20 protein-coding genes and 1 pseudogene are annotated in these 26,077 nt (G+C 70.8%); 11 read left to right on the forward strand and 10 right to left on the reverse strand.

Translation table 11 applies throughout. The features are described 5' to 3' along the window. Positions 1–27: 27 nt before the first annotated feature. The 6 genes from ACH4NX_RS28265 (at position 28) to ACH4NX_RS28290 (ending at position 7,634) form a co-directional block, all read left to right on the forward strand. A complete protein-coding gene (locus ACH4NX_RS28265) occupies positions 28–480 on the forward strand; it encodes a copper chaperone PCu(A)C (protein WP_351400496.1) in 453 nt (150 codons plus the stop codon). Positions 481–493: 13 nt separating this feature from the next. Then, complete coding sequence (locus ACH4NX_RS28270; RefSeq protein WP_398129085.1) at positions 494–2,548, forward strand: copper resistance CopC/CopD family protein; 2,055 nt, start codon at positions 494–496, stop codon at positions 2,546–2,548. An 8-nt stretch (positions 2,549–2,556) separates the two neighbouring features. Continuing rightward, the gene (efeB, locus tag ACH4NX_RS28275) at positions 2,557–3,894 is read left to right on the forward strand and encodes an iron uptake transporter deferrochelatase/peroxidase subunit (RefSeq protein ID WP_398129084.1); all 1,338 of its coding nucleotides are present in this window, start codon (positions 2,557–2,559) and stop codon (positions 3,892–3,894) included. Between the two features lie 81 nt (positions 3,895–3,975). Continuing rightward, complete coding sequence (gene pheA / locus ACH4NX_RS28280) at positions 3,976–4,908, forward strand: prephenate dehydratase (RefSeq protein WP_351400481.1); 933 nt, start codon at positions 3,976–3,978, stop codon at positions 4,906–4,908. A gap of 609 nt (positions 4,909–5,517) precedes the next feature. Continuing rightward, positions 5,518–6,795, forward strand: a complete 1,278-nt coding sequence (gene serS / locus ACH4NX_RS28285) for a serine--tRNA ligase (RefSeq protein WP_351400482.1) — start codon at positions 5,518–5,520, stop codon at positions 6,793–6,795. Further along, complete coding sequence (locus tag ACH4NX_RS28290; protein WP_351400483.1) at positions 6,792–7,634, forward strand: HAD family hydrolase; 843 nt, start codon at positions 6,792–6,794, stop codon at positions 7,632–7,634. The genes serS and ACH4NX_RS28290 overlap by 4 nt, the downstream gene beginning before the upstream one ends. 245 nt (positions 7,635–7,879) lie before the next feature. On the opposite strand, the gene ACH4NX_RS28295 is transcribed toward ACH4NX_RS28290, so the two are convergent. The 5 genes from ACH4NX_RS28295 to ACH4NX_RS28315 all read right to left on the reverse strand — a co-directional run bounded on the left by ACH4NX_RS28295 (position 7,880) and on the right by ACH4NX_RS28315 (position 11,846). Beyond that, the gene (locus ACH4NX_RS28295) at positions 7,880–8,143 is read right to left on the reverse strand and encodes a hypothetical protein (protein ID WP_398129132.1); all 264 of its coding nucleotides are present in this window, start codon (positions 8,141–8,143) and stop codon (positions 7,880–7,882) included. Positions 8,144–8,334: 191 nt separating this feature from the next. Continuing rightward, positions 8,335–9,054 carry an ABC transporter permease gene (locus ACH4NX_RS28300; protein WP_279565196.1) on the reverse strand — a complete coding sequence of 240 codons (720 nt, stop codon included), beginning with the start codon at positions 9,052–9,054 and terminating at the stop codon, positions 8,335–8,337. Positions 9,055–9,065: 11 nt separating this feature from the next. Beyond that, a complete protein-coding gene (locus tag ACH4NX_RS28305) occupies positions 9,066–9,977 on the reverse strand; it encodes an ABC transporter ATP-binding protein (RefSeq protein WP_351400484.1) in 912 nt (303 codons plus the stop codon). Then, positions 9,974–10,882, reverse strand: a complete 909-nt coding sequence (locus tag ACH4NX_RS28310) for an ABC transporter permease (RefSeq protein WP_351400485.1) — start codon at positions 10,880–10,882, stop codon at positions 9,974–9,976. The genes ACH4NX_RS28305 and ACH4NX_RS28310 overlap by 4 nt, the downstream gene beginning before the upstream one ends. Beyond that, positions 10,872–11,846, reverse strand: coding sequence for an ABC transporter ATP-binding protein (locus ACH4NX_RS28315; protein ID WP_351400486.1), 975 nt, complete (start codon positions 11,844–11,846; stop codon positions 10,872–10,874). Before ACH4NX_RS28315 ends, ACH4NX_RS28310 begins: the two co-directional genes overlap by 11 nt. 325 nt (positions 11,847–12,171) lie before the next feature. Between ACH4NX_RS28315 and ACH4NX_RS28320 the strand changes: the two genes are divergently transcribed. The 5 genes and pseudogenes from ACH4NX_RS28320 (at position 12,172) to ACH4NX_RS28340 (ending at position 16,621) form a co-directional block, all read left to right on the forward strand. Further along, positions 12,172–13,920: an SDR family oxidoreductase gene (locus ACH4NX_RS28320; RefSeq protein WP_398129083.1), complete on the forward strand. Its 1,749-nt coding sequence runs from the start codon at positions 12,172–12,174 to the stop codon at positions 13,918–13,920. A 132-nt stretch (positions 13,921–14,052) separates the two neighbouring features. Continuing rightward, positions 14,053–14,264, forward strand: a pseudogene (locus tag ACH4NX_RS28325) (RNA 2'-phosphotransferase); the annotation flags it as partial. A gap of 6 nt (positions 14,265–14,270) precedes the next feature. Further along, on the forward strand, positions 14,271–14,711 hold the full coding sequence (locus tag ACH4NX_RS28330) for a hypothetical protein (protein WP_351400488.1): 441 nt from the start codon (positions 14,271–14,273) through the stop codon (positions 14,709–14,711). Positions 14,712–14,763: 52 nt separating this feature from the next. Continuing rightward, a complete protein-coding gene (locus tag ACH4NX_RS28335; RefSeq protein WP_398129082.1) occupies positions 14,764–15,669 on the forward strand; it encodes an LLM class flavin-dependent oxidoreductase in 906 nt (301 codons plus the stop codon). Positions 15,670–15,733: 64 nt separating this feature from the next. Next, a complete protein-coding gene (locus tag ACH4NX_RS28340) occupies positions 15,734–16,621 on the forward strand; it encodes an HAD family hydrolase (protein WP_351400490.1) in 888 nt (295 codons plus the stop codon). Positions 16,622–16,650: 29 nt separating this feature from the next. Here ACH4NX_RS28340 and ACH4NX_RS28345 read toward each other — a convergent pair whose 3' ends face one another. From ACH4NX_RS28345 to ACH4NX_RS28365, 5 genes are all read right to left on the reverse strand, one after another. Continuing rightward, positions 16,651–17,700, reverse strand: coding sequence for a M23 family metallopeptidase (locus ACH4NX_RS28345; protein WP_351400491.1), 1,050 nt, complete (start codon positions 17,698–17,700; stop codon positions 16,651–16,653). Positions 17,701–17,822: 122 nt separating this feature from the next. Next, a complete protein-coding gene (locus ACH4NX_RS28350) occupies positions 17,823–19,505 on the reverse strand; it encodes a GAF domain-containing protein (protein ID WP_398129081.1) in 1,683 nt (560 codons plus the stop codon). Between the two features lie 115 nt (positions 19,506–19,620). After that, complete coding sequence (cydD, locus tag ACH4NX_RS28355; RefSeq protein ID WP_398129080.1) at positions 19,621–23,121, reverse strand: thiol reductant ABC exporter subunit CydD; 3,501 nt, start codon at positions 23,119–23,121, stop codon at positions 19,621–19,623. A 25-nt stretch (positions 23,122–23,146) separates the two neighbouring features. Then, on the reverse strand, positions 23,147–24,151 hold the full coding sequence (cydB, locus tag ACH4NX_RS28360) for a cytochrome d ubiquinol oxidase subunit II (RefSeq protein ID WP_398129079.1): 1,005 nt from the start codon (positions 24,149–24,151) through the stop codon (positions 23,147–23,149). 21 nt (positions 24,152–24,172) lie between these two features. After that, positions 24,173–25,678 (reverse strand): cytochrome ubiquinol oxidase subunit I, encoded by a 1,506-nt coding sequence (locus tag ACH4NX_RS28365; RefSeq protein WP_398129078.1) that lies wholly within the window; start codon positions 25,676–25,678, stop codon positions 24,173–24,175. Positions 25,679–26,077: the final 399 nt, after the last annotated feature.

Here is a 26,077-nt window from a genome sequence, read left to right on the forward strand (position 1 = left end):
AGCCGCCCCGCTCTCGCCGCCGTGACGATGATCGGCGCCCTGCTCCTCGCGGGCTGCGGCGACTCGGACTCCGGATCCGGCTCCTCGGCCGCCGGTGCCGAACTCTCCGTCGACGCCGCCTACATACCGCAACCGGTCTCCGACTCGATGGCGGCCGGCTTCCTCACCATCACCAACGAGGGCGACGCCGAGGACGAACTGACCTCCGTCACCAGCGAATCCGGTGACGTCACCGTGCACGAAACCGTCGACGGGACCATGCAGGAGGTAGACCGCCTCCCGATCCCCGCACACGGCCGACTCGTGCTCGAAAGCGGTGGCAACCACCTGATGTTCGAAAAACTGAAGCAGCGGTTCGAGGAGGGACAGACGGTCCCCGTCCAACTGCACTTCGCCCACTCCGACCCCGTCACGGTCAAGCTGCCCGTGAAGGCGGCCACATACCAGCCGACCGACCACTCGGAACACTCCGGACACTGAGGGAGGGACCACCTTGACGCAGACCATCGCCCCGCGCGTCCGGACCCTGGTGCTGCTGCTTCTGGCCGCGGCCTGCGCGCTGCTCGCCGGCGCGGGGCCGGCCTCCGCGCACGCCGCACTGACCGGCAGCGACCCCCGGCAGGGGGCGGTGGTCGACAAGGCTCCGGCCCAGGTGTCGCTCACCTTCTCCGAGTCCGTCTCCATGGACGACGACTCGCTGCGCGTCCTCGACCCCAAGGGCAAGCGTGTCGACGACGGCAAGCCGTCCGGCACGGGCGGCACGGCGTACTCCGTGAAACTGCACACCGGGCTGCCCGACGGCACGTACACGGTGACCTACCAGGTCGTGTCCGCCGACAGCCACCCCGTCGCCGGCGCCTACACCTTCTCCATCGGCGCCCCGTCCGAGACCTCCGTCTCCGTCTCCGCCACGGAGGCGGGCGGCGGGGCCGTCGGCTGGCTGTACGGCCTCGGACGGTACGTGTCGTACGCCGGGTTCACCGTGCTGGTGGGCGGCGCCGCCTTCGTCCTCGCCTGCTGGCCGCGCGGCTCCGGAGTACGGGCCGTACAGCGGCTCGTCGTCTCCGGATGGCTCGCGCTGACCGCCGCCACCCTGCTGCTGCTCCTGCTGCGCGGCTCCTACACCAGTTCCGGGAAGCTCGGCGACGTCTTCGACCTGAACCTGCTCGGCGACGTGCTGCAGACCAAGACCGGCGCCTCACTGGTCTCCCGGCTGCTGCTGCTCGCGGCGGCGTCGCTGTTCGTCGCCGTACTCTTCGGCGCCTACGACAAACGGGAGGACGACGAGAAGCGGGACCTCACCTTCGGGCTCGCCGTCGGCGGGGCCGTCGTGGCAGCCGGACTCGCGGCGACCTGGGCGATGTCCGAACACGCCTCCGTCGGCCTCCAGACCGGTATCGCCATGCCGGTCGACGTCGTCCACCTGCTCGCCATGGCCGCCTGGCTCGGCGGGCTCACCGCCCTGCTCGTCGCCCTGTACCGGACACCCGCGGACACACCGGTCCCCGCCCTCGCCGTACGGCGGTTCTCGCGCGTCGCCTTCACCAGCGTGGTCGCGCTCGTCGTGACCGGCACCTACCAGTCCTGGCGCCAGCTCGGCTCCTGGACGGCCTTCACCGACACCCGGTACGGACAACTGCTCCTCGGCAAGATCGGGCTCGTGGCGGTGCTGGTCGGCATCGCCTACCTCTCTCGACGATGGACGGCACAGCTGACGGAGGCGGTGCCCACCATCGCCCGTCAACGGGAGAGGGGGCAGGACAGGACCTCCTCCGTCACTACGGCCGAGAAGACGAAGAGCGCCGGGAAGGCGACCGGCGCATCGGAAGCCGCAGGAAAGACGGCCGGGACGGCCGGGACCTCCAAGACCGCCGGGAGAACGGCGGAAGACTCCGAGAAGGCGACCGGGACCGCGAAGGCCGTCGAAGGCACATCCGGTGCGGGTACGCCGGACAGTTCCGGCACCTCCCGGCGGGCCGCCCAGCTCGCCCGGCAGCGCGCGGCCGTGGACGCCGCCCGGCAGAAACGGCAAAGGGACGCCGACCCCCACCGCTTCGGTCTGCGCCGCTCCGTACTCGCCGAGGCGGGCGTCGCCGTCGTCCTGCTCGCCGTCACCACCGTCCTGACCCAGACCGAGCCGGGCCGGACCGAGGAGGAGGCCAAGACCGCCGACTCGTCCTCCGCCTCCACCTCCGCCCCCTCCACCGGGGCGGTCACCCTGGACATCCCCTTCGACACCGGCGGCCAGAACGGCGAGGGCGTCGTACGGGTCGAACTCGACCCCGCGCGGGTGGGCGCCAACGACATGCACCTCTATGTCGAGGGCCCGAGCGGAAACGCCTTCGACATCCCCGAGGTGAAGGTCGCCTTCACCCTGAAGGCCAAGGACATCGGGCCACTGCCCGTCGTCCCCGACCACATCACCACCGGACACTGGTCGGCGAGCGGGGTGCAGGTCCCGATGGCCGGCGACTGGGAGGTCGCCGTGACCGTACGGACCTCCGACATCGACCAGGTGACCGTCTCCAAGAACGCGCAGATCGGCTGAACCGCACCATGTCTGACCAGTCCATCCCGGAGGCCCGTGGCCCCGAGGCACCCCACGGGTCGCCCGGCGGTCCCGAATCCCGCGACGCCGAAGACACCACCGCCCGCGAGGGCATCTCACGGCGGCGACTGCTCGGCACCGCCGGTGCGACCGGGCTTGTACTCGGCGCGGCGGGCGCTGCCGCGGGTTACGCCGCCGCGCCCTCGTCCGCGGCCACGCCGCTCACCGCGCTGGGCAGCGAGCAGGTGATGTTTCACGGGAAACATCAGCCGGGCATCACCACGCCCATGCAGTCCTGCGGCCACTTCGTCGCCTTCGACCTGGCGGCGGGCGCCGGCCGCAAGGAGGCCGCCGCACTGCTGCGCCGCTGGACCGAGACCGCCCGGCGGCTGATGGCGGGGAAGCCCACGGGGGCCCGTGACACGAGCGTGGCCCGGGACGCGGGGCCTTCCTCGCTGACCGTCACCTTCGGGTTCGGGCACAGCTTCTTCGGCCGGACCGGTCTGGAAGAACAGCGCCCGGTCGCTCTCGACCCGCTGCCCGACTTCTCCTCCGACCACCTCGACAAGAAGCGCAGCAACGGCGACCTGTGGGTGCAGATCGGCGCCGACGACGCCCTGGTCGCCTTCCACGCCCTGCGCGCGATCCAGCAGGACGCGGGATCGGCCGCCCGTGTCCGCTGGCAGATGAACGGCTTCAACCGCTCGCCGGGCGCCACCGCCCACTCCATGACCACCCGCAACCTCATGGGCCAGGTCGACGGAACCCGCAATCCGAAGCCGACCGACGCCAACTTCGACCAGCGGATCTTCGTCCCCGAGAACCCCGGGGCGAACGAGGCGTACCAGAACGGGCCGGCGTGGATGGCGAACGGCTCCTACGCCGTCATACGCCGCATCCGCATGCTGCTCGACGACTGGGAGAAGCTCTCCGCCGGGGCGCAGGAGGACGTCATCGGACGCCGGAAGTCCGACGGGGCGCCGCTGTCCGGAGGCACCGAGACGACCGAGATGGACCTGGAGAAGACGGACAAGGACGGGAACCTGATCGTCCCGATCAACGCCCATGCCCGCATCACCCGCCCCGACCAGAACGGCGGCGCGGCCATGGTCCGGCGCCCCTTCTCCTACCACGACGGATTCGACGCGGACGGTGTCCCCGACGCGGGCCTGCTCTTCGTCTGCTGGCAGGCCGACCCGCTGCGCGGCTTCGTTCCGGTACAGCGCAAGCTGGACCGTGGGGACGCGCTGTCGCGGTTCATCCGGCACGAGGCGAGCGGTCTTTTCGCGGTGCCCGGCGGGGCAGCGGAGGGAGAATACGTGGGGCAGCGGCTGCTGGAGGGGTGAAACCGGCTGGAGGTCACCCCTCGGAGCGTGGTGCGCGGGACACGTGAGCCGGGTCTCCCCCGGGCCCATTAGGGTGAGGACATGCCAGCCAGTTACGCGTATCTCGGTCCTGAAGGCACCTTCACCGAAGTCGCCCTGCGCACGCTTCCGGAGACGGCGACCCGGGAACTGGTCCCGTACGTGTCCGTCCAGTCCGCGCTCGACGCGGTGCGCAGCGGCGAGGCCGAGGCCGCGTTCGTGCCGATCGAGAACTCCGTCGAGGGCGGCATCACCACCACCCTCGACGAGCTGGTCGCCGGCCAGCCGCTGATGATCTACCGCGAGGTGCTGCTGTCCATCACCTTCGCGCTGCTGGTCCGCCCGGGCACCAAGCTGTCGGACGTCAAGACGGTCACCGCCCACCCCGCCGCCCAGCCCCAGGTGCGTAACTGGATCAAGAAGCACCTCCCGGACGTCGCCTGGGAGTCGGCCGCATCCAACGCGGACGGTGCCCGACTGGTGCAGGAGGGCCGGTACGACGCCGCGTTCGCCGGCGAGTTCGCCGCGGCCCGCTACGGCCTGGAGGTCCTGGAGGCCGACATCCACGACGCGGAGAACGCCCAGACGCGCTTCGTGCTGGTGGGCCGCCCCTCCCGGCCCGCGGCGCCCACCGGCGCGGACAAGACCTCCATCGTGCTCTGGCAGCGCGACGACCACCCCGGCGGCCTGCGCGACCTCCTGGGCGAGTTCGCCACCCGGGGTGTCAACCTGATGCTGCTGCAGTCCCGTCCCACCGGTGCCGGCATCGGCAACTACTGCTTCTGCATCGACGCCGAGGGGCACATTTCCGACCGCCGGGTGGCCGATGCCCTGATGGGCCTGAAGCGGACCTGCCTCCAGGTGCGCTACCTGGGTTCGTACCCGCGCGCGGAGGTCGAGCCGGCGGATGTGGGCGCACTGCGGCCGGGCACCTCGGACGAGGCGTTCGTCGCGGCGGCGGACTGGGTGACGCGCTGCCAGGACGGCCGGTTCTGACGGCCGGAATCGGCCGTCGACCAGTCGCACCAGTCGCACCAGTCGATTCGCGTTATCCACAGAAGTTATCCACAGGTCTGCTTCTCGACCTGGGGACAAGTCGACAACGAAACGGTATTCAGTCGACATATCCCCCTACAGCCCCCACTCCGTACACAGGCCTTCAGGCAACCCTGCGTCCACCCGTTTCCCGCTCTCCATACTCCGGAGTGACGCCGAGCGCCCGGTTTCCACTCGAAAGTGGGGCCGCAGAGGGTTTGAACAGACCACTCGGGAGTTGGGAACGGGTCGATTTCGCGAGTCCACAGATCTTGCACACAGCCTGTGGATAACTTTTCCGGATCGAGCGCTCCTGTGGACAGTCGAACGCGTCCGGCTACTCAAGTCCGCCTCTTCACAAGGAGATTCGGTCAACCCCCGGCGACCCGCCGTCGACCCGCCGTCCGGACCGTTGGCCCGTTCCGGGGAGGGGAACGCTCTTGACCGACAGGGAGAACGTGGAGCACACGAGGGTCACAAAAGGCTCAATTTCCGCATAACGGAAACCGAAACCCTCGATCGGCAATAGTGAGTCGAGACCCGTCACCGCGCACCGGTAGCCTTGACCGCGTGATTGACCTTCGCCTGCTCCGTGAGGACCCCGACCGTGTGCGCGCGTCGCAGCGCGCCCGTGGAGAGGATGTCGCGCTCGTCGACTCCCTCCTCTCCGCCGACGAGCGGCGCAGGTCGTCCGGCGTCCGCTTCGACGAGCTGCGCGCCGAGCAGAAGGGCCTCGGCAAGCTCATCGGCAAGGCCACCGGAGACGAGAAGGCCGAGCTGCTGACGCGGGCGAGCCGGCTCGCCGCCGACGTCAAGACGGCCGACGCCGAGCGCGACGCGGCCGACGCCGAGACCCAGGAGCTGCTCCAGCGGCTCGGCAACCTCGTCCACCCCGACGTACCCGTCGGCGGCGAGGAGGACTTCGTCACGCTGGAGACGCACGGCACGCATCGCGACTTCGCCGCCGAGGGCTTCGAGCCCAAGGACCACCTGGAGCTCGGCCAGCTGCTCGGCGCCATCGACGTCGAGCGCGGCGCCAAGGTCTCCGGTTCGCGCTTCTACTTCCTGACCGGCGTCGGCGCGCTCCTGGAGCTCGCCCTGGTCAACGCGGCGATCGCCCAGGCCACGGCGGCCGGCTTCACGCCGATGCTGACCCCGGCCCTGGTACGCCCGCAGTCGATGGCCGGCACCGGCTTCCTCGGGCAGGCCGCCCAGGACGTGTACCACCTCGACAAGGATGACCTGTACCTGGTCGGCACGTCCGAGGTGGCGCTCGCCGCGTACCACATGGACGAGATTCTGGACGCCGACCGTCTGCCGCTGCGCTACGCCGGCTTCTCGCCCTGCTTCCGCCGCGAGGCCGGCTCGCACGGCAAGGACACCAAGGGCATCTTCCGCGTACACCAGTTCGACAAGGTCGAGATGTTCTCGTACGTCCTCCCCGAGGACTCGCAGGCCGAGCACCAGCGCCTGCTGGAGTGGGAGAAGCAGTGGCTGACGTCGCTCGGGCTGCCGTTCCGGGTCATCGACGTCGCCTCGGCCGACCTGGGTTCCTCGGCCGCGCGCAAGTACGACTGCGAGGCGTGGATCCCGACCCAGGGCAAGTACCGCGAGCTGACCTCGACCTCTGACTGCACCGAGTACCAGTCGCGCCGGCTGTCGATCCGGGTCCGTGAGGACAAGAAGGTGCGCCCGCTGGCCACGCTCAACGGCACGCTGTGCGCCGTGCCGCGCACGATCGTGGCGCTCCTGGAGAACCACCAGCAGGCCGACGGTTCGGTACGCGTGCCAGAGGTGCTCCGTCCGTACCTGGGCGGCCGGGAGGTCCTGGAACCGGTGGCCAAGTGACTGACACCCTCTCCGCCACGGGGCCCGACGCCGGTTCCGCCGGGAGCTTCCCCTACCGGCTGATCGCGACCGATCTCGACGGCACGCTGCTGAGCAGTGACGACTCGATCTCGCGGCGCACCCGTGAGGCGCTCGCCGCGGCCACCACGGCGGGCGCGGCACACATCGTGGTCACCGGCCGCGCGGTCCCGTGGACCCGGCACATCCTCGACGACCTCGGCTACGACGGGCTGGCCGTCTGCGGTCAGGGAGCGCAGGTCTACCACGCCGGGGAGCACCGGCTGCTGACCTCGGTCACTCTGGACCGTCAGCTGGCCGGGGTGGCGCTGGCCAAGATCGAGGCGGAGACCGGCCCGCTGTACCTGGCGGCGAGCCGCGACGGCCTGGACGGCGACGTGCTGGTGGGGCCGGGTTACGCGGTCGGGGGCAACCTTCCGGCCGTGCCGTTCACCGACGCCTCCGACCTGTGGTCGGCGCCGCTGAACAAGATCTACATCCAGCATCCGACCCTGTCGGACGACGAGCTGGCCGAGGCTGCCCGGCGCACCGCGGGCGGCTTCGTCACGGTGACCATGGCCGGCGCGGGCATCGTCGAGCTGCTCCCCCTCGGCCTGTCCAAGGCCACCGGCCTGTCCCTGGCGGCGCGTCGGCTCGGTCTGAAGGCCGCGGACACGATCGCGTTCGGTGACATGCCCAACGATGTCCCGATGTTCGGCTGGGCGGCACGGGGCGTGGCCATGGCCAACGCTCACGAGGAGTTGAAGGCGGTGGCCGACGAGGTGACGTCCTCGAACGACGAGGACGGCATCGCGGTGGTGCTGGAGCGCCTGGCGTCCTGAGCTCGCGCCCGGGGACGCCGACATCTCGGGCGCCGGACCTCTGAGGCCACCGCTCCAGGAGGCGGGGAGCACAGCCGACCGCACGGTCCGGACGGTGCCGACGTCCCCGTCGGTCGGCCCACGCGAGGCGTCCTCACGTGCTCGAAGCGGCCGTCCGATTCGTCGGCCCCGTCCGGCCTCGTGCATCACCACAGTGCCGGTACGGAAAGCCGGGCGCCACTGATTAAAAGCGGACGTACGCCGCGTCAGCGGCGGCGCCACCCGCGACGCCGGCCCTTGCCGAAGAACCAGCCCGCAGGCGGCTCGTCGGAGCGCCACGGCTGCGGCTCCGGCTTCTCGTCGTGCCAGCGGGCGGCGAGCATCCGGGCGCGGGCCGAAGGCTCGGAGGCCCCGGCGCCGCGTATGAACTCCTCGTCCAGGAGGAGGCCGTCCCCGGTGTCGGCGGCGGCCCCGGCAGCGGCCTCGGGGACGGTTTCGGGAACGGCCTCGGGAACGGTCTCGTCCTCCAAGCCGTCTCTGGTGGCGTCCCCGGCTCTGTCGTCCGGTTGCTCGCGGCCGTCCCGCTGAGGTGTATGGCCCGCCATTCCGGTTCCTCCCAGTCGTGCGCCCCGCCGTTTCCCCCGTGTGCTCCCAGGCCGGCCCCGGCCGGCCCCCTGTGCCTGGGCCGGGGCGGCGGCCCCGTCAGGATCGGGGCCTTCGGTCACTCCTCCCCGGCGAGCGTGAGCGACCGCAGCTTCTGGCCGGCGAACCAGGTCGCGAGCACGGTCACCCCGGCGAGCAGCACCGTCGCGGTCGTCAGGCCGACGTCGGAGGTCACCAGGTTTCCGTCGGCGACCTTCTGGGCCACCGCCAGCGACCACTGCTGGACGCTCAGGGTGCGGGCGCCGGGCACCAGCGAACCGAACAGCGCCTCCCAGACGAGGGCGTAGACCAGCCCGAAGACCACCGCGTGCCGGGACACCGTGCCCAGCAGCAGGAACAGCGCGGCGTAGGCGATGGAGGCGACGAGCGCGGCGATCGTGTAGGCGACGGCGACCTGCTGGCCGTTGCCGTTGAGGATCAGGCCGGCGAGCAGCGTGGGTACGGCGGAGAAGACCATCGTCACGGCGACGGCGACGATCAGCTTGGTGAAGATGATCGTCGGCCGTTTGATCGGCTTGGACAGCAGGTACACCACGGAGCCGTCGTCGATCTCGGGGCCGATGGCTCCGGTACCGGCGATGACGCCGATGATCGGCACCATGGTGGCGAGGGCGAATCCGCCCAGCACGTCCGCCGCGGTCTGGTCGTCGGCTCCGGCGAGCGCGCGCACCGCCACGGCGATGACGAGCAGCAGCAGGGGCAGCGCGCCCAGGATGAGGGCCCGGCGGCGGCCGAGCAGGGCTCGGTAGGTGAGCCTGGCGACTGTGGGGTCGTACATTCTTCGGCCTCCTACGCCGCGACGAGATACGAGAAGACGGACTCGAGGGACTCGTCGGACGGCGAGACCGTGAGCAGCCGGATGCCGTGGTCGCGGGCGACCTTCGGCAGCAGGGCCGTGAACCGGCCGAAGTCGACGGCCTGGATGCGCAGTGCGCCCTCGGCGAGGTCGACCTCGATGCCGGAGGTCGACGGATCGGCGATCAGCGCTGCCGCGAGGGCCCGGTCGTCGCTGGAGCGCACCAGGTAGCGGTGCGGCCGGTCGGTCATCAGGCGGCGGATCTTTCGGAAGTCGCCGCTGGCCGCATGGCGTCCGGCGACGATGACCTCGATGTGCCAGGCGAGCTGTTCGACCTCTTCGAGGATGTGTGAGGAGAACAGCACTGTGCGGCCCTCGTCGCCCATACGCCGCAGCAGGTCCATCAGCTGCATGCGCTGGCGCGGATCCATGCCGTTGAACGGCTCGTCGAGCAGGAGCAGGGACGGCTGGTGGACGAGGGCGGAGGCCATCTTCACACGCTGCCGCATGCCCTTGGAGTACGTGGCGATCTTCCGGTCCTGCGCGTACTCCATCTGCACGGTGGCGAGCGCTTCGTGGGCCGCCTTGGCCCCGAGGCCGTGCAGTTCGGCGTTGGCGAGGACGAACTCCCGGCCGGTGAGGAAGTCGTACATCGCCTCCCGCTCGGGGACGATGCCGATGTGCTTGTAGATGGTCTCGTTGCGCCAGACCGGCTGGCCGTCGAGGGTGACGCTGCCGGTGGAGGGGGCGAGGAAGCCGCCCATCATGTTGATGAGGGTGGACTTCCCCGCGCCGTTGGGGCCGAGGAGGCCGGTGACGCCGGGGCCGATCGTCATGGTGATGTCATTGACGGCGACCACGTTGCCGAACCAGCGGGAGACGTGGTCGATGTTCAGCGTGGTCACAGTCCCACCTTCGTGTAGCGGCGCATCAGCAGGCCGTAGGCGCCGGCGATCAGGCCCAGGGTGACGAGGACGTAGACCGCACCCTCGCCGTTGCTCGGGCCGACCCCGCCGGGGAAGGCCGAGGTGGCGCCCAGGAAGGCCGACTGCACGCCGTCGATGAGGGTGATCGGTGAGAACAGGCCGATCCAGGCGACGGCCCCGGAACTGCCCTGGACGTCCGCGATGGCCTGGAGCGTGGACACCGCGCCGTAGGTGATGGTCAGGACGGCGATGACGGCCGCGATGCCGAAGCCACGGCGCGGGGTGACCGACGCGACGACCAGGCCGAGGCCGGCGAAGAGCAGAGAGAGCAGTGCCACGGAGACGAGTCCCTGTGCGAACCCCTTGGTCTGGTCCGCGAAGTCGAGTTTGGCGAGCAGCGCGCCCACGTAGAGCACCAGCAGCGGTGCGGCGGTGAGGATGAACAGGGCCGAGGCCAGCGACGCGTACTTGGCGCGGACGTAGTCGGAGGTCTCGATCGGCCGTGAGAAGTACAGCGGCACGGTCTTGAAGCGCAGGTCGCGCGAGACGGACTGGGGGGCCTGTGAGGCGACGTAGAGGCTGATGACGGCCTGCATGACGATCGCGTAGCGCGTGTAGTCGACAGGCAGGTCGTTCGCCTTGGTCGCGACGGCGACGGCGACCATGATGGCCGCGGGCAGGCACATCACCACGAACAGCAGCATCGGCAGCACCTTGGACTTGGCCGAGCGGCCGAGGCCGTAGGCGCCGCGCAGGGACTGCGAGTACAGCGAGCGGCGGGCGTAGGCGCGGCCGAGGCGGGGGCCGTCGTAACTGCGGTAGCCGATGTTGTGGATGCGGGTCTGGTCACCCGCCGCGCGGGCTACGGGCTGCTCAGTTGCCATGGCCGACCGCCTCCTTCCGTTCTGCGTCGCTGTCCGTGAAGACCTCCGAGATGTGGTGCCGGCGCTGTTCCATGCGCACCAGGCCGAGGCCGAGGCCGGCGATGACGTCCCGGACCAGGTCGTAGGTCTCCTCGCCCGCCGAGGTGAGCAGCAGGACGTGGCCGGCGCCGGGCAGGCCGCTGCCGTCCTGGACGGTCACCCCGCGCGCGTCGAGAGCGTCGCGCACCGCGCGGGTGCCGTCGGGGTGCTCGTCGGTGTCGGTGACCTCGATCGCGAGGGTCGTCGTGTTCTGGGTGAAGTCCGTGGTCGAGCTGGAGCGCAACAGCTTGCCACCGTCGACGACGACGACGTGGTCGCAGGTGCGTTCCAGTTCGCCCAGCAGGTGCGACGTGACCAGGACGGAGATGCCGAAGTCGGTGTGGATGCGGCGGATGAGACCGAGCATCTCGTCGCGGCCGACCGGGTCGAGGCCGTTGGTGGGCTCGTCGAGGAAGACCAGCTGGGGGTCGTGGACGAGTGCCTGCGCGAGCTTCACGCGCTGCTTCATGCCGGTCGAGTAGCCGCCGATGGGCCGGTACCGCTCCTCGTAGAGGCCGACGTGGCGCAGGGTGTCGGCCGTGCGTTCGCGGGCGGCGGTGGGCGGCAGGCCGGACATGCGCGCCATGTGGACGACGAACTCGGTGGCCGAGACGTCCGGCGGCAGGCAGTCGTGTTCCGGCATGTAGCCGACCCGCTCGCGGATGTCGGCGCCCTTGGTGGCGACATCGAGTCCGAGCACTTCGGCCCGGCCCTCGGTGGCGGGGGACAGACCCAGCAGGATCTTGATCAGGGTGGACTTGCCGGCGCCGTTGGCACCGACGAGTCCGGTCACACCGGGTCCGATGTCCACGGAGAGCCGGTCGAGCGCGGTCACCCGGGGGAACCGCTTGCTCAGGCTTTCGGTCGCGATCACAGTCACATCCATGACAGTAGTGACGCCCGCCACTCGGGTCGTCAGACCGGAGAGCCGTCTTGGCATCAGCCTCGAGTAGTACGGGCCCGTAGGGGATGCCGTACCTGAGAGCCACCGGAGCGGCTTTCCGGGCCGCGCGGACCTATTGACGCTAGGTCTAACAGCTGGGAGATTCGGCGTCGCCACATGACGAGCGAGCAGCACGGTCGGCACGGACCGCTGAGTTCCGCTGCCACTGCCGCTGTCGTGCCACCTACCCCGTCCCGCCCGTCCGGTGCGAGAGCGCCTTCCGGGTGGACGACGATCTGCCGCGCACGCGGCGCTGGACGGAGGAGAGATGACGGTGCTGGACGGGGCCAGGGAGCGCCGGGTGCGCACGGGCGGGGTCGAACTGTGCGTGGCCGAACTGGGTGACCCGCGCCGTCCCACGGTCGTCCTGGTGCACGGCTATCCGGACAGCAAGGAGGTCTGGTCCGAGGTGGCCGCCCGCCTCGCCGGCCGTTTCCACGTGGTCCTCTACGACGTCCGGGGCCACGGCCGGTCCACCGCGCCGAGCCCGCTGCGCGGAGGGTTCACGCTGGAGAAGCTCACGGACGACTTCCTCGCCGTGGCGGACGCCGTCAGCCCCGGCCGGCCCGTGCACCTGGTGGGGCACGACTGGGGCTCGGTCCAGTCGTGGGAGTTCGTCACGGTGAGGCGCACCGAGGGGCGTATCGCCTCCTTCACCTCGATGTCCGGACCGTCCCTCGATCACTTCGGGCACTGGATCAACAGACGTCTGAGGCGCCCCACCCCGCGTCGGGTCGGCCAGCTCCTCGGCCAGGGCGCGAGGTCCTGGTACGTCTATCTGCTGCACACCCCCGTACTGCCCGAACTGGCCTGGCGCGGCCCCCTCGGCAAGCACTGGCCGGGCATCCTGCGAAGGGCCGAGAAGATGCCCGGCGGCGACTACCCGACGCCGTCCCTGCCGTCGGACGCGGCGCACGGGGCATGGCTGTACCGGGACAACGTCCGGCCCCGGCTGCGCCACCCTCGCGACGACGCCCACGCGCACGCGCCGGTGCAGCTCATCACGCCCCTCGGCGACGCGTTCCTGTCGGAACGGCTCCACGACGAACTGGAACTGTGGGTGCCGCGACTGACCCGCCGCACGCTGCCGGCCAAACACTGGGTGCCGCGCACCCGGCCGGACCGGCTGGCGGACTGGATCACGGATTTCGTCACCGCCGTCGACAGCGGCCGGCCCGGGACCGCGGCGAGCGGGGAGCACGCCGACCGCTTCGGCGGGCAGCTGGTACTGGTGACCGGGGCGGGCCACGGTATCGGGCGGGCGACGGCGTTCGCCTTCGCCGAGGCCGGCGCTCGTGTGGTGGCCGTCGACCGGGACGCCGAGTCCGCCGACCGCACCGCGGAGCTGTCCCGGCTGGCCGGTGCGCCGGCGGCCTGGGCGGAGACCGTCGACGTCTCCGACGAGCGGGCCATGGAGAAGCTCGCGGCCAAGGTCGCCGCCGAACACGGCGTGGTGGACATCCTCGTGAACAACGCAGAAATCGGCATGTCGGGCTCTTTCTTCGACACCACACCGGAGGACTGGAAAGAGGTCCTCGACGTCAACCTGTGGGGTGTGATCCACGGCTGTCGCCTGTTCGGCAGGCGGATGGCCGAGCGCGGGCAGGGCGGCCACATCGTCAACATCGCGTCTGCGGCGGCCTGCCAGCCGTCCAGGGCACTGCCCGCCTACAGCACCTCCAAGGCGGCCGTGCTGATGCTGACCGAGTGCCTGCGCGCGGAGCTGGCCGGTCAGGGCATCGGTGTCACGGCTGTCTGCCCCGGCCTCGTCAACACGGACATCACCTCCACAGCGCGTTTCGGGGGCGTCGACGCCGACGAGGAGAAGCGACGGCAGCGGCGCGCGGCGCGGCTGTACGGGCTGCGCAACTACCCGCCGGAAAGGGTTGCCGACGCCGTGCTCGAGGCGGTCGTGCACAACAGGGCCGTGGTCCCGGAGGCGCGCGGCGCCCATCTCTTCTCCCGCTTCGCACCGAGAGCGTTGAGGCGACTCGCACGCGTGAAACCGCCTCTGTGATTTCCACAGTTGCACCCAACCAGCCTGTGGATAACCCCGTCTGACTGTGGATCAAACCTGGACGGCGGAATCGATCGCGTGATGTGTGTCGCTCTCGGCACGCTGGCCCTCGGCCACGTGGCCGACACCCGGCTGAGGCCGATGAACCGGCACGACGTGCGCCTCTCGACGGGTCGCGAGACCGCGAACCGGGTCGGTGCCCCCGACGCGACCGACCGGTCGTGCTGTCGGTGGACGTCACCGCCATGCACCGCGACGGACATGGCTTCCACATCAGCGCGAACGAGGTCTGGCCGACGAAGGACCTGCCACCGAGGTATTTACGCTTCCCCGCTCGGCACTGAACCCGCATGATCGGTGGCATGGAGCAGCTGCCCACCACCCAGGCCGCCATCACCGCTCTCCGCGCCATCGCCGCGGAGTACGCGCTGGAGATCGAGGTCACGGACGACATCGGCGCCGACCAGACCTCCCGCCGCAGCGCCGCGGGCGTGGGCGTGACCACCGACGCCGACGGCTCCCTGCCCCACGAGGCGTTCGTGGAGTTCGGCGGAGTGCCCCGGGTGAGCGTCCGGCTCTTCCCCGAGGGCGACGCTCTGATCACTGTCGAGGACGTGGAGTTTCCCGACACCCCACGCGACGACGTCCCCGCCTTCCTGCGCTCCGTCCTCGGCGGTCTCTCCTACGTCAAGGGACGTCGTTTGACCGTTCCGCTACCGGGGGACCGCACGTACCGGGAACTGGTGCCGATGCTCCTCCTCACCCCGTGGCTGAGCAGTCGCGTACGGTGACGCCGGTGGCCGTTTCACGTGAAACCGACGTCGGCCACATAGGCTCGAAGGCATGAGTCTGCGTCTGAGCACCGTGATCCTTCCGTACCGCCGCTGGCACGAAGGCGGCCGTTCGACCTGGATGCGTGCCGAGCAGCTCGGTTTTCACACCGCGTACACCTACGACCACCTGTCCTGGAGAAGCTTCCGGGACGGCCCGTGGTTCGGCGCCGTGCCGACGCTCACCGCTGCCGCGGCCGTCACCGAGCGGCTGCGTCTGGGCACGCTGGTGACCTCGCCGAACTTCCGGCACCCGGTGACGCTCGCCAAGGAACTGATCTCTCTCGACGACATCTCCGGTGGCCGGGTCACGCTCGGCATAGGAGCGGGCGGCACCGGCTTCGACGCCACCGCACTCGGCCAGGAGCCGTGGACGCCGCGTGAGCGGGCCGACCGGCTCGCCGAGTTCCTACCGCTGCTCGACCGGCTGTTGACCGAGGACGCCGTGTCGTACGACGGCGACTTCTACTCGGCGCACGAGGCACGCAACATCCCGGGCTGTGTGCAGCGGCCCCGGCTGCCCTTCGCCGTGGCCGCGACCGGTCCGCGCGGGCTGCGGCTCGCCGCGCGCTACGGGCAGGCATGGGTGACCACCGGCGACCCGAAGCTGTACGAGAACGGCACTCCCGAGCAGTCGGACCGGGCGCTGCGGCAGCAGAGCGACAAGCTGGCCGACGCCTGCGCCGCGATCGGCCGGGACGTGAGTGAGCTCGACAAGGTCCTGCTCACCGGCTTCACACCGGACCGCAGCAGGCCACTGGAGTCCGTGGACGCGTTCGTGGACTTCGCCGGACGGCACCGTGATCTGGGCTTCACCGAGCTCGTCGTCCACTGGCCGATCCCAGAGTCGGACTTCACGGCGGACGAGAAGATCTTCGAGCGGATCGCCATGGAGGCGCCGGCGCAGCTGATGGGTTGAGGGCCGTAGCGGTTGAGAGCCGTAGCTCACAGATGTGCGGACTGACGCACACTCGTGCGGGCATATGCGTGACAATGACCGGGTGACCTCAGCGACCCGCCAGCCCGAGCCCCCGGCCGCGACCACCCGCCCGCGGCTCATCGCCACCGACCTCGACGGCACACTGCTGCGCGACGACAAGTCGGTCTCCCCGCGTACGGTCGCCGCGCTGGCCGCCGCCGAGAAGGCGGGCATCGAGGTCTTCTTCGTCACCGGCCGTCCCGCCCGCTGGATGGACGTCGTCAGTGCCCACGTCCACGGTCACGGCCTCGCCATCTGCGGCAACGGCGCCGCCGTGGTCGATCTGCACGGCGGTCCCGGAGCACACCGGTTCGTGAAGGTCCGGGAGCTGGCCCGGGAGAACGCGCTGGACGCCGTACGGCTGCTGCGCGAGGCGGCGCCCGGCACGGTGTACGCGGTCGAGCAGACGTACGGCTTCCACCAGGAGCCGGCGTACCCGAAGTTGCACATGGAGGTCCCCGAAGACCTCGCGCCCGCGGAGGAGATTCTGGCGCCGGGTGGTCGTGCCGCCGCCGAGCCGGTCCTGAAGATCCTCGCTTTCCATCCCGAGCTGGACCCCGACGGCTTCCTCACGCTGGCCCGCCTCGCCATCGGCGACCGGGCCAACGTCACGCGCTCCAGCTCCAGCGCCCTGCTGGAGATCAGTGGACCGGAGGTCTCCAAGGCCAGCACGCTCGCCCTGTGCTGCGCCGAGCGCGGCATCTCGCACGAAGAGGTCGTCGCCTTCGGCGACATGCCGAACGACGTCGAGATGCTCACCTGGGCGGGACGGTCGTACGCGATGGGCAACGCGCACCCGGACGTGATCGCGGCCGCGTCGGGGCGGACGGTCGCCAACAACGATGACGGCGTGGCGGTCGTGATCGAGCGGCTGCTGGCGGACCTGCCCTAGGAAGTGTTCCCGCGGGGCGCCCGGAGTCGTCAGAGCGGCACCCCGCGCCGCGACAGCCACGGCACCGGGTCCAGCGCCGAGCCCATCTCCGGTGTGACCCGTACTTCGAAGTGCAGGTGCGGCCCGGTGGAGTTACCGGTGCTGCCCGACTGCCCGACCCACTGGCCGGCGCGGACCCGTTCGCCCTGGTCGACGGCGACAGCGGCGAGGTGGGCGTACTGCGTGTAGTAGCCGCCCGCGTGCTGGACCACGACCTGGATGCCGAACGCGCCGCCGCACGACACCTTCACCACCCGGCCCGTTCCGACCGACCGCACCGGCGTCCCGACCGGCACCGCGAAGTCCTGTCCGGTGTGCCGGTTCGCCCACCGCGACCCACCGCTGCCGAAGGACGCCGACAGGTCGTACGTCTCCACCGGGGACACCCACGGCCGGCCGAGGTTCACGTCCGGCTGGTCGAGGCGGACCGCTCCGGGACACGAGCCGGCCGCGACCGAGACGTCCGCCTGCCCCTCCAGCCGCGACCGCGCCGCCTCCAGCTTGCCCTCGATCCTCTTCTTCAGCCTGGCCAGTCCGGCATTGCGTTCCTCCAGCGCCTGCCAGGCCGCCCGTGCCCTGGCCTCGTCGACGGCGAGCCGGTCCTCGGCGCGCAGGCTCTTGCCGATGGCCTTGTCGACGGCCAGGTCCACGCGCGAGACCGCCCGTTGGCCACGCATCAGCTCCTCGGGGTCGTCCGCGAGGATCACCCGCGCGGTGAGCGGAAGCCCACCGCCGCCGCGGTACTGGGCACGGGCGAACCGGCCCAGATCCTCGTGCATGGCGTCGATCCTCTGCCGCTGCCGGTCGAGCCGCTTCTCGTACTCCAGGGCCTTCGACCGCTGCGCCTCGGCCTCGCGCCGACCGTCCTCGTACTGCCGGGTGGCGTTGGCCGCGTCCTCGTAGAGCCGCGCCACCTGAGCACCGGCACCCCTGCCGGTCCCACCGTCCTCGTCCGTGGCGTCGGTGGGGCGGGCCGCCAGCACGGCGAGCGCGCACAGCAACACCGGAACGGGCAGCGTGTGTCGGCGAGGTGAGCGCATGTCAGTGATCCTGGCCCGGATGGGGACGCACGGCCCTGTCCAGGTCGTACGAGTGGGGGACCCGTTGCTGCACACGGCTCAGTGCGGCTGCTGCACATGGGGCAACACGGCACCGGCAGCGTTCAGTACGGTGCCTCCCACAGCACTGTCGCGCCACCGCCGTCCGCCCCGATGCCCGGCCCGAGCCGACTGGTGCCGCCCACGGTCTCGGCACGGCGCTCCAGGTTGTGCAGGCCGCTGCGCCGACCGCTCTCGGGAATGCCGACTCCGTCGTCCGCGACGGTCAGCCGCACGCCCCGCCGGCCGTCCGGCAGGATCACCGCCGCGTCGACGACGACCTCGATCCGGGCCGCGCGGGCGTGCCGGAAGGCGTTGGACAGGGCCTCGCGCAGTGCGGCGATGAGGTTCTTGCCGGTCAGGTCGTCGACGGCGGTGTCGACCGGACCGACGAACCGGTGCGAGGGCGTGAAGCCGAGCGGCACGGCCGCCATGGCGATCTCACGCAGCACGCGTGTGCTCAGTGCTGCGGAGGGCTCCACCGGGTGCCGCAGCGCGAAGACCGCCGAGCGGATCTCCTGGATGGTGACGTCGAGTTCGTCGACGGCCCCGCCCACGCCGTCGCGTACCTCGGGCACGGCCGACCCGCGCTGGGCGCTCTCCAGCATCATCCCGGTGGCGAACAGCCGTTGGATGACGAGGTCGTGCAGGTCCCGGGCGATGCGGTCGCGGTCCTCGTACACCGCGAGCCGCTCCCGGTCGCGCTGGGCGTCGGCCATCATCAGCGCCAGCGCGGCCTGCGAGGCGAACCGGTCACCGAGCGCGCGTTCCGTTCGCGTGAACGGGCGCTCCCCCGGGGCGCGGGGCATGACGAGGCTCCCCAGGACCCGGCCGTCCCGGGACAGGGGCAGCAGCATGACCGGTCCGTACGCGCGCACCGGCCCCGCCTCCAGGCGCGGGTCGGTGGCGGCGTCGTCCACGAACACGGGACGCCCCGCGAGGAGTTCGACGACGATCCCGTTCTCCGGCGGGATGACCGTGCCCAGGGCGTTCACGGGGTGCTCCGCTGCCACGGCCACGATCTCCAGGCCGCCCCCGTCGGCCGGCAGCAGCACGATGCCTGCCGACGCTCCGGAGAGCCGTCGCGCCTGTTCGGCGACGATCTGGAGGGCGTCGTCGATGTCACCGCCGGACAGCAGCGCGGTGGTCACGGCGACCGACCCGTCGATCCAGCGCTCCCGCTGCCGGGCCGCCTCGTGCAGCCGCGCGTTGCCGATGGCGATGCCGGCCTCCGCGGCCAGGACCCGGACCATGGCGAGGTCGTGGTCGTCGAACGGCTCCGCGGCACGTTTGTCGGTCAGGTAGAGGTTGCCGAACGTCTCGCCCTGTACGCGGATGGGGACCCCGAGGAAGCCGCGCGTCGGCGGGTGGTCCTCGGGGAAGCCGCACGAGCGCGGATCCTCGCTCAGGGCCGCGAGCCGGTCCGGCTCCGGGGCCCGGATGAGGGTGCCCAGCAGGCCTGTGCGTCCATCGGGCAGGCGGCCGATCCGTCGGACGGTCGCCTCGTCGACGCCGTGGTGCACGAAGTCGACGAGGCCCTCGCCGTCCTCGCCGATGACGCCGATGGCCGCGTACCGGGCGTTCGCCAGGTCGGCCGCCGTCTCGCAGATCCGGTTCAGCGTGGAGTGCGGCTCCAGTCCACTGCCGACGGACCGCATCGCGTCCAGCAGTTTCGGCACCCGTGCCAGGAACTCGGCCGAGGCTCCCTCACGGCGGTGTGAGGGGCCGGGGGGTGGTGCTGGAGGCATGACACGAGCCTAATGAGTCCTTGTTGTCATGGAAAGTCGGATTCACCTCCGCTCGGAAAGCCGGTTCGTCGAAGAGCTCGTCGGAGCTCTGCGGAGCTCCGCCGGGAGCCGCCGGTCACTTGGCCCCCACCAGCAGTTCCGACGCCGCCTCCCGCTCGGCCATCGCCCTCAGCGGCCCCGGCACGGCGGTCAGCTCCGCGTACGTCCCCCGCTGCACGACGCGGCCCTCGTCCAGCACGACCACCTCGTCCACGGCGTCCAGACCCGCCAGCCTGTGTGTGATCAGCAGTGTCGTACGGCCCTCGGTGGCGGCCAGCAGATCGGCGGTGAGAGCGTCGGCGGTCGGCAGATCGAGGTGCTCCGCGGGCTCGTCGAGCACGAGAACCGGGAAGTCCGCGAGCAGCGCCCGGGCAAGTGCCAGCCGCTGCCGCTGCCCGCCGGACAGCCGTGCCCCGTGCTCCCCGACCAGTGTGTCCAGGCCAGCGGGCAGGCTGTCGGCCCACTCCAGCAGCCGGGCCCCTGCCAGCGCGCCGCGCAGCTCGCCCTCGGTCGCGTCCTTCCTGGCCAGGAGCAGGTTCTCGCGCACCGAGGTGTCGAAGATGTGCGCGTCCTGCGCGCACAGCCCGACGAAGCGCCGTACGTCGTCACCCGCCAGGGCGTAGGCGTCCACGCCGGCCAGGGTGTAGGAGCCCGCGTCCGAGTCGAGGAACCGCAGCAGGACCTGGGCCAGGGTCGTCTTGCCGGAGCCGGACGATCCGACCACGGCGATGCGGCGGCCTTCCGCCAGCGTCAGGCCGACCCCTGCCAGGGCGTCCCGGTCCTGTCCGGGGTGGCGTGCGACCAGTGCCCTGAGAACGACAGGGAACGGCGACGTGGGCGCCCGCCGGGGCGTCTCCGGCTCCCGTACCGGCTCGGGGGCGTCCAGCACCTCGTACACGCGCTCGGCGCTCCTATGCACCCGCTGCCGGTACTGCACGGCCAGCGGCAGCCCGAGCACGGACTCGAAGGCGGCCAGCGGGGTGAGCACGACGACGGCCACGGCCACGCCCGCGAGCCGGCCGTCGGCGACGGCCTGGACCCCGGCGACGGCGGCGCCCGCTACGGTCAGGCCGGAGATCAGCGCGATGAGCCCGTCGCCCAGCGCGGTGGCGGTGGCGGCACGCGAGGCGATCCGGGTGAGCGTGCCGTCGGCCCGGCGCGCCTCTGCTGCCCGCGCGGGCAGGGCGCCGGCGACGGTCAGCTCGGCGGTACCCGTGAGCAGGTCGGCCACCCGGGTGGCGAGCACCCCGCGGGCCGGGGCGAGCCTGCGCTCGGCCCGCCGTGCCACGGCACCGGTGACCAGCGGGACCCCGGCTCCGGCCGCCAGCAGGCCGACCGCGAGGACGACACCCGCCTCCGGCAGCAGCCAGGCCGTGAAGCCGACCGACGCGGCCGAGACGAGCACCGCGGACACGGCCGGCAGCAGCCAGCGCAGCCAGTAGTCCTGCAGGGCGTCGACATCCGCGACGAGCCGGGACAGCAGATCGCCCCGGCGGCTGCGGCGCAGTCCTGTGGGTGCCAGCCGCTCCAGTCGCCGGTACACGGCGACCCGGGTGTCGGCCAGCATCCGCAGCACGGCGTCGTGCGACACGAGCCGCTCGGCGTAGCGGAACACGGCCCGCCCGATACCGAAGGCGCGCGTCGCCGTCACCGCCACCATCAGATACAGCACCGGCGGCTGCTCGGAGGCGCGCGAGATGAGGTATCCGGAGGTGGCCATCAGGCCCACGGCACTGCCGAGGGCCAGGCTGCCGAGCAGCAGGGCGAGGCCGAGCCGCCCGCGCCGGGCGGCGGACATCGCGCGCACCCTGGCGAGGATGCCGCCTCGTACCGCCACCGAGGGAGCGAGGTCGTCGGAGCGAACCGGAAGAGTGGCTCCAGGAGGTTCCTCGGTAGAGCGGGCGGCCGAGGCCCCGTGGGAACCGCCGGACACGGCGGTGGGTGGCGGCTCCTCCAGCCGTACCACTCGGTCGGCCACCTCCAGCAGGGCCGGCCGGTGCACCACCAGCAGCACCGTCCGCCCCTTGGCCAGCCTTCGCACGGCGGCCACGATCTCCGCCTCGGTCGCCCCGTCCAGGGCGGCCGTCGGCTCGTCGAGCAGCAGCACCGGCCGGTCCGCGAGAAACGCCCGGGCCAGTGCCAGCCGCTGCCGCTGCCCGGCGGACAGCCCGGCCCCGTCCTCCCCGAGCACCGTCCGCGCCCCGTCGGGCAGCGCGTCCACGAACTCCAGCGCGCCCGCGTCCAGCAGCGCCCGCCGTACGGCGGTGTCGTCGGCCTCGGGCCGGGCCAGCCGCACGTTCTCGGCGATGGTGCCGGCGTACAGGTGCGGGTGCTGCGGCACCCAGGCGACGCGGGCGTGCCACTGCGCCAGGTCGAGGGAGGTGAGGTCGGCTCCTCCGACGCGGATCCGCCCCCCGGCCGGCCGCACGAAGCCGAGGAGGGAGTTGAGGAGCGTCGACTTGCCCACCCCGCTCGGGCCGACGAGCGCGACCGTCTCACCGAGCTCGACGGTGAGGCTCACGTCCGTCACGGCGTTCGCGGCGCGTCCGGGATAGCGGACGGTCACGTCCTCGAAGGACAGGGCACCGTCCTTCGGTACCGGGCCGGTCCCCGAGGCCGGGACGGGCCGCTCCAGCACCTCGAAGATCTCCTCGGCGGCGGCAAGCCCCTCGGCCGCCGCGTGGTACTGCGCCCCCACCTGCCGCAGCGGCAGGTAGGCCTCGGGCGCCAGCACCAGTACGACCAAGCCGTCGTACAGGGCCATGTCTCCGTGGACGAGCCGCATGCCGATGGTGACGGCGACGAGCGCCACGGAGAGGGTGGCGAGCAGTTCCAGTGCGAAGGACGACAAGAAGGCGATCCGCAGCGTCCGCATGGTCGCCTGCCGGTATTCGCCGGTGATGCGCTTGATCGAGTCGGCCTGGGCCTTGGCCCGCCCGAAGACCTTCAGCGTCGGCAGCCCGGCGACCACGTCCAGGAAGTGCCCGGACAGCCGGGACAGCAGCCGCCACTGGCGGTCCATCCTGGACTGTGTGGCCCAGCCGATCAGGACCATGAAGACCGGGATGAGCGGCAGGGTGCCGACGATGATGGCCGCCGAGACCCAGTCCTCGGTGACGATGCGGGCCAGCACCGCCACAGGTACGACCACCGCGAGTCCCAGTTGCGGCAGATAGCGCGAGAAGTAGTCGTCGAGGGCGTCGACTCCGCGGGTGGCCAGGGCGACCAGCGACCCGGTCCGCTGTCCGCTCAGCCAGCCGGGGCCGAGCGCGGTGGCCCGCTCCAGCAGCCGGCCCCGCAGCTCGGACTTGACTGCCGCGCTCGCCCGGTGCGCGGCCAGCTCGGTGAGCCAGCCGACCAGTGCGCGACCGCAGGCGACGGCCACCAGGAGCAGCAGAGGAGTGCGCAGTTCGGCTGCCGTCATGCCGTGCTGGAAGGCGCCCACCACCGCCTCGGCGATGAGCATCGCCTGCGCGACGAGCAACCCGGCGCCGACCGCGCCCAGGACGACGACCGCCGTCAGGAAGAACCGGGTGGCTCGGGCGTACCGCATGAGCCGTGGATCGATGGGTTTCACGTGAAACAGGCCCTCCCGTCCGGACTCAGTGCGCTGGTTCGGCGATGTGCTGGGTGCCGATCCGCTTGCGGAACACCCAGTACGTCCAGCCCTGGTAGAGCACGACGACCGGGGTGGCGACCGCGGCCAGCCAGGTCATGATCTTCAGGGTGTAGGGGCTGGACGAGGCGTTGGTGACGGTGAGGCTCCAGTCCGCGTCGAGCGTGGACGGCATGACGTTCGGGAAGAGCGTCAGGAAGAGCATCGCCACGGCGGCCACGATGGTGACGCCGGAGAGCGCGAACGACCACCCCTCACGCCCGGCCTGGTTGGCCATCAGGGCCACGACCAGCGCCGCCACGGCGACCACCAGGGCGACCAGGCTCTTGCCGTCCCCGCTGTCGACCTGGGTCCAGACCAGGAAGGCCAGGGCCAGCACGGCCGTGAGCAGGCCGACGCGCAGCGCCAGCGCCCGGGCCCGCTCGCGGATCTCACCGACGGTCTTGAGCGCGGTGAACACCGTCCCGTGGAAGGTGAAAAGCGTCAGCGTGACGAGGCCGCCGAGGAGGGCGTACGGATTGAGCAGGTCCCAGACGGAGCCGACGTACTCCAGGTCCCGGTCGATCTTCACCCCGTGGACGATGTTGCCGAAGGCCACGCCCCACAGGAACGCCGGCAGCAGCGAGGTCCAGAAGATCGCGGTCTCCCAGTTGCGCTGCCAGTTCTCCTCGGGGCGCTTCACCCGGTACTCGAAGGCGACACCCCGGACGATCAGACAGACCAGGATGACCAGCAGGGGCAGGTAGAACCCGGAGAAGAGCGTCGCGTACCACTCGGGGAAGGCCGCGAAGGTCGCGCCGCCGGCCGTGAGCAGCCACACCTCGTTGCCGTCCCACACGGGACCGATGGTGTTGATCAGCACCCGCTTCTCGGCCCGGTTCCGGGCGAGCAGCTTCGTGAGCACACCGACCCCGAAGTCGAAGCCCTCCAGGAAGAAGTAGCCGGTCCACAGGACAGCGATCAGGACGAACCAGACGTCGTGCAGTTCCATGACTGTGCAACTCCCTCGGGCCTAGTACGAGAAGGCCATCGGCTTGTCGGCGTCACGGAGGTCGCCGCCGATCTTCGTGGGCGGGTTCAGGTCGGCCTCGGTGAGCTCGGGCGGGCCCGCTTTCACGTACTTGGCGAGCAGCCTGACCTCGATGACGGCGAGGATGGCGTAGAGCGTGGTGAAGACGATCATCGAGATGATGACCTCGGCCTGGGAGACTCCGGGAGAGACCGCGTCGCGGGTCTGCATCACGCCGTAGACGACCCAGGGCTGCCGGCCCATCTCGGTGAAGATCCAGCCCCAGGAGTTGGCGATCAGCGGGAACGCCATCGTCCACAGGGCCAGAAGCCAGTACAAGCGGGTGAGTCTGGTGCCGAGCGGCTTGCGCAGCAGTACCAGGTGCGGCACCTCGTCCTCACCGGTGCGCATGGCGGCCGGCAGCAGGAACTTCTTCCGCGTCAGCCACAGGCCCAGCAGGCCCAGGGAGAAGGACGCCATCCCGAAGCCGATCATCCAGCGGAAGCCCCAGTAGGCGACGGGAACGATGGGCTTGTAGTCACCGGGGCCGAACTTCTCCTGCAGCGCCTCGTTGGTGTCGTTGATGCCGGGCACGTACGAGTCGAAGTCGCTGTGGGCGAGGAAGGACAGCAGTCCGGGTATCTCCAGGGCGACCTTGTTGTGCCCCTCGTCGACGTCCCCGTAGGCGAACAGGGAGAAGGGCGCCGGCTCCTCGCCGTCCCACAGGGCCTCGGCGGCGGCCATCTTCATCGGCTGCTGCTCGTACATGACCTTGCCGAGGGTGTCGCCGCTGACGGCGGTGAGCACGCCGCCGACCGCCAGGGTGACCAGGCCGAGCCGGAGCGACGTCCGCATCACCGGGATGTGCTTCTTGCGCATCAGGTGGAAGGCCGCGATGCCGACCATGAAGGCGCCGCCCGTCAGGAAGGCCGCCGAGAAGCTGTGGAACACCTGGTTGAGGGTGGTGTTCTGGGTCAGGACCGCCCAGAAGTCGGTGAGTTCGGCGCGGCCCTTCTCCTCGTTGATCCGGTAGCCGACGGGGTGCTGCATCCAGGAGTTGGCCGCGAGGATGAAGTACGCCGACAGCAGCGTGCCGATCGAGACCATCCAGATGCAGGCCAGGTGGATCTTCTTGGGCAGCTTGTCCCAGCCGAAGATCCACAGGCCGATGAAGGTGGACTCGAAGAAGAAGGCGATCAGCGCCTCGAAGGCGAGCGGGGCGCCGAAGACGTCGCCGACGAAGCGGGAGTAGTCGGACCAGTTCATGCCGAACTGGAACTCCTGCACGATGCCCGTGACGACACCCATCGCGATGTTGATCAGGAAGAGCTTGCCCCAGAACTTGGTCGCTCTGAGGTACTTCTCCTTCTCCGTGCGGACCCAGGCGGTCTGCAGTCCGGCCGTGAGGGCGGCCAGCGAGATCGTCAGCGGGACGAACAGGAAGTGGTAGACGGTCGTGATGCCGAACTGCCATCGCGCCAGTGTCTCCGGCGCCAGAGCCAAGTCCACGTCGTCAGTCTCCTTACATCGCCACATCGCCGTGGTCAGCGGCGTTTTGCGCGTGTATGTCACACCTATCTCGGGCGCAACCGGGACACGCTTGTGAACGCGTTCACATTCACAAGCAATTATGACGTACAGCTTTTCGACACCGGAAGGGGGGTCCCCTGTGACGTCAACCCCCGTGGCGAGGACTTCGACGCCTTGTTGGATCAGCCGCACGACGGAAGGCGTGGCCCATGAAGGAAAGGCATGACTCCTGGGGTGAAGAGAACACTTCGGCCCAGTCGTGGGGGGGGGGGGGGGGGGGGGGAAAAACACCCCCCGAGGTCCAGACAACACCACGCCCAAACACACCCCACACCACCCCCGGCGCGATAGGCGGGTAGCGGGGGGCGCCACACAACG

Origin of the sequence: Streptomyces sp. NPDC017225, assembly GCF_044331465.1 — a bacterium.
GTDB lineage: Bacteria > Actinomycetota > Actinomycetes > Streptomycetales > Streptomycetaceae > Streptomyces.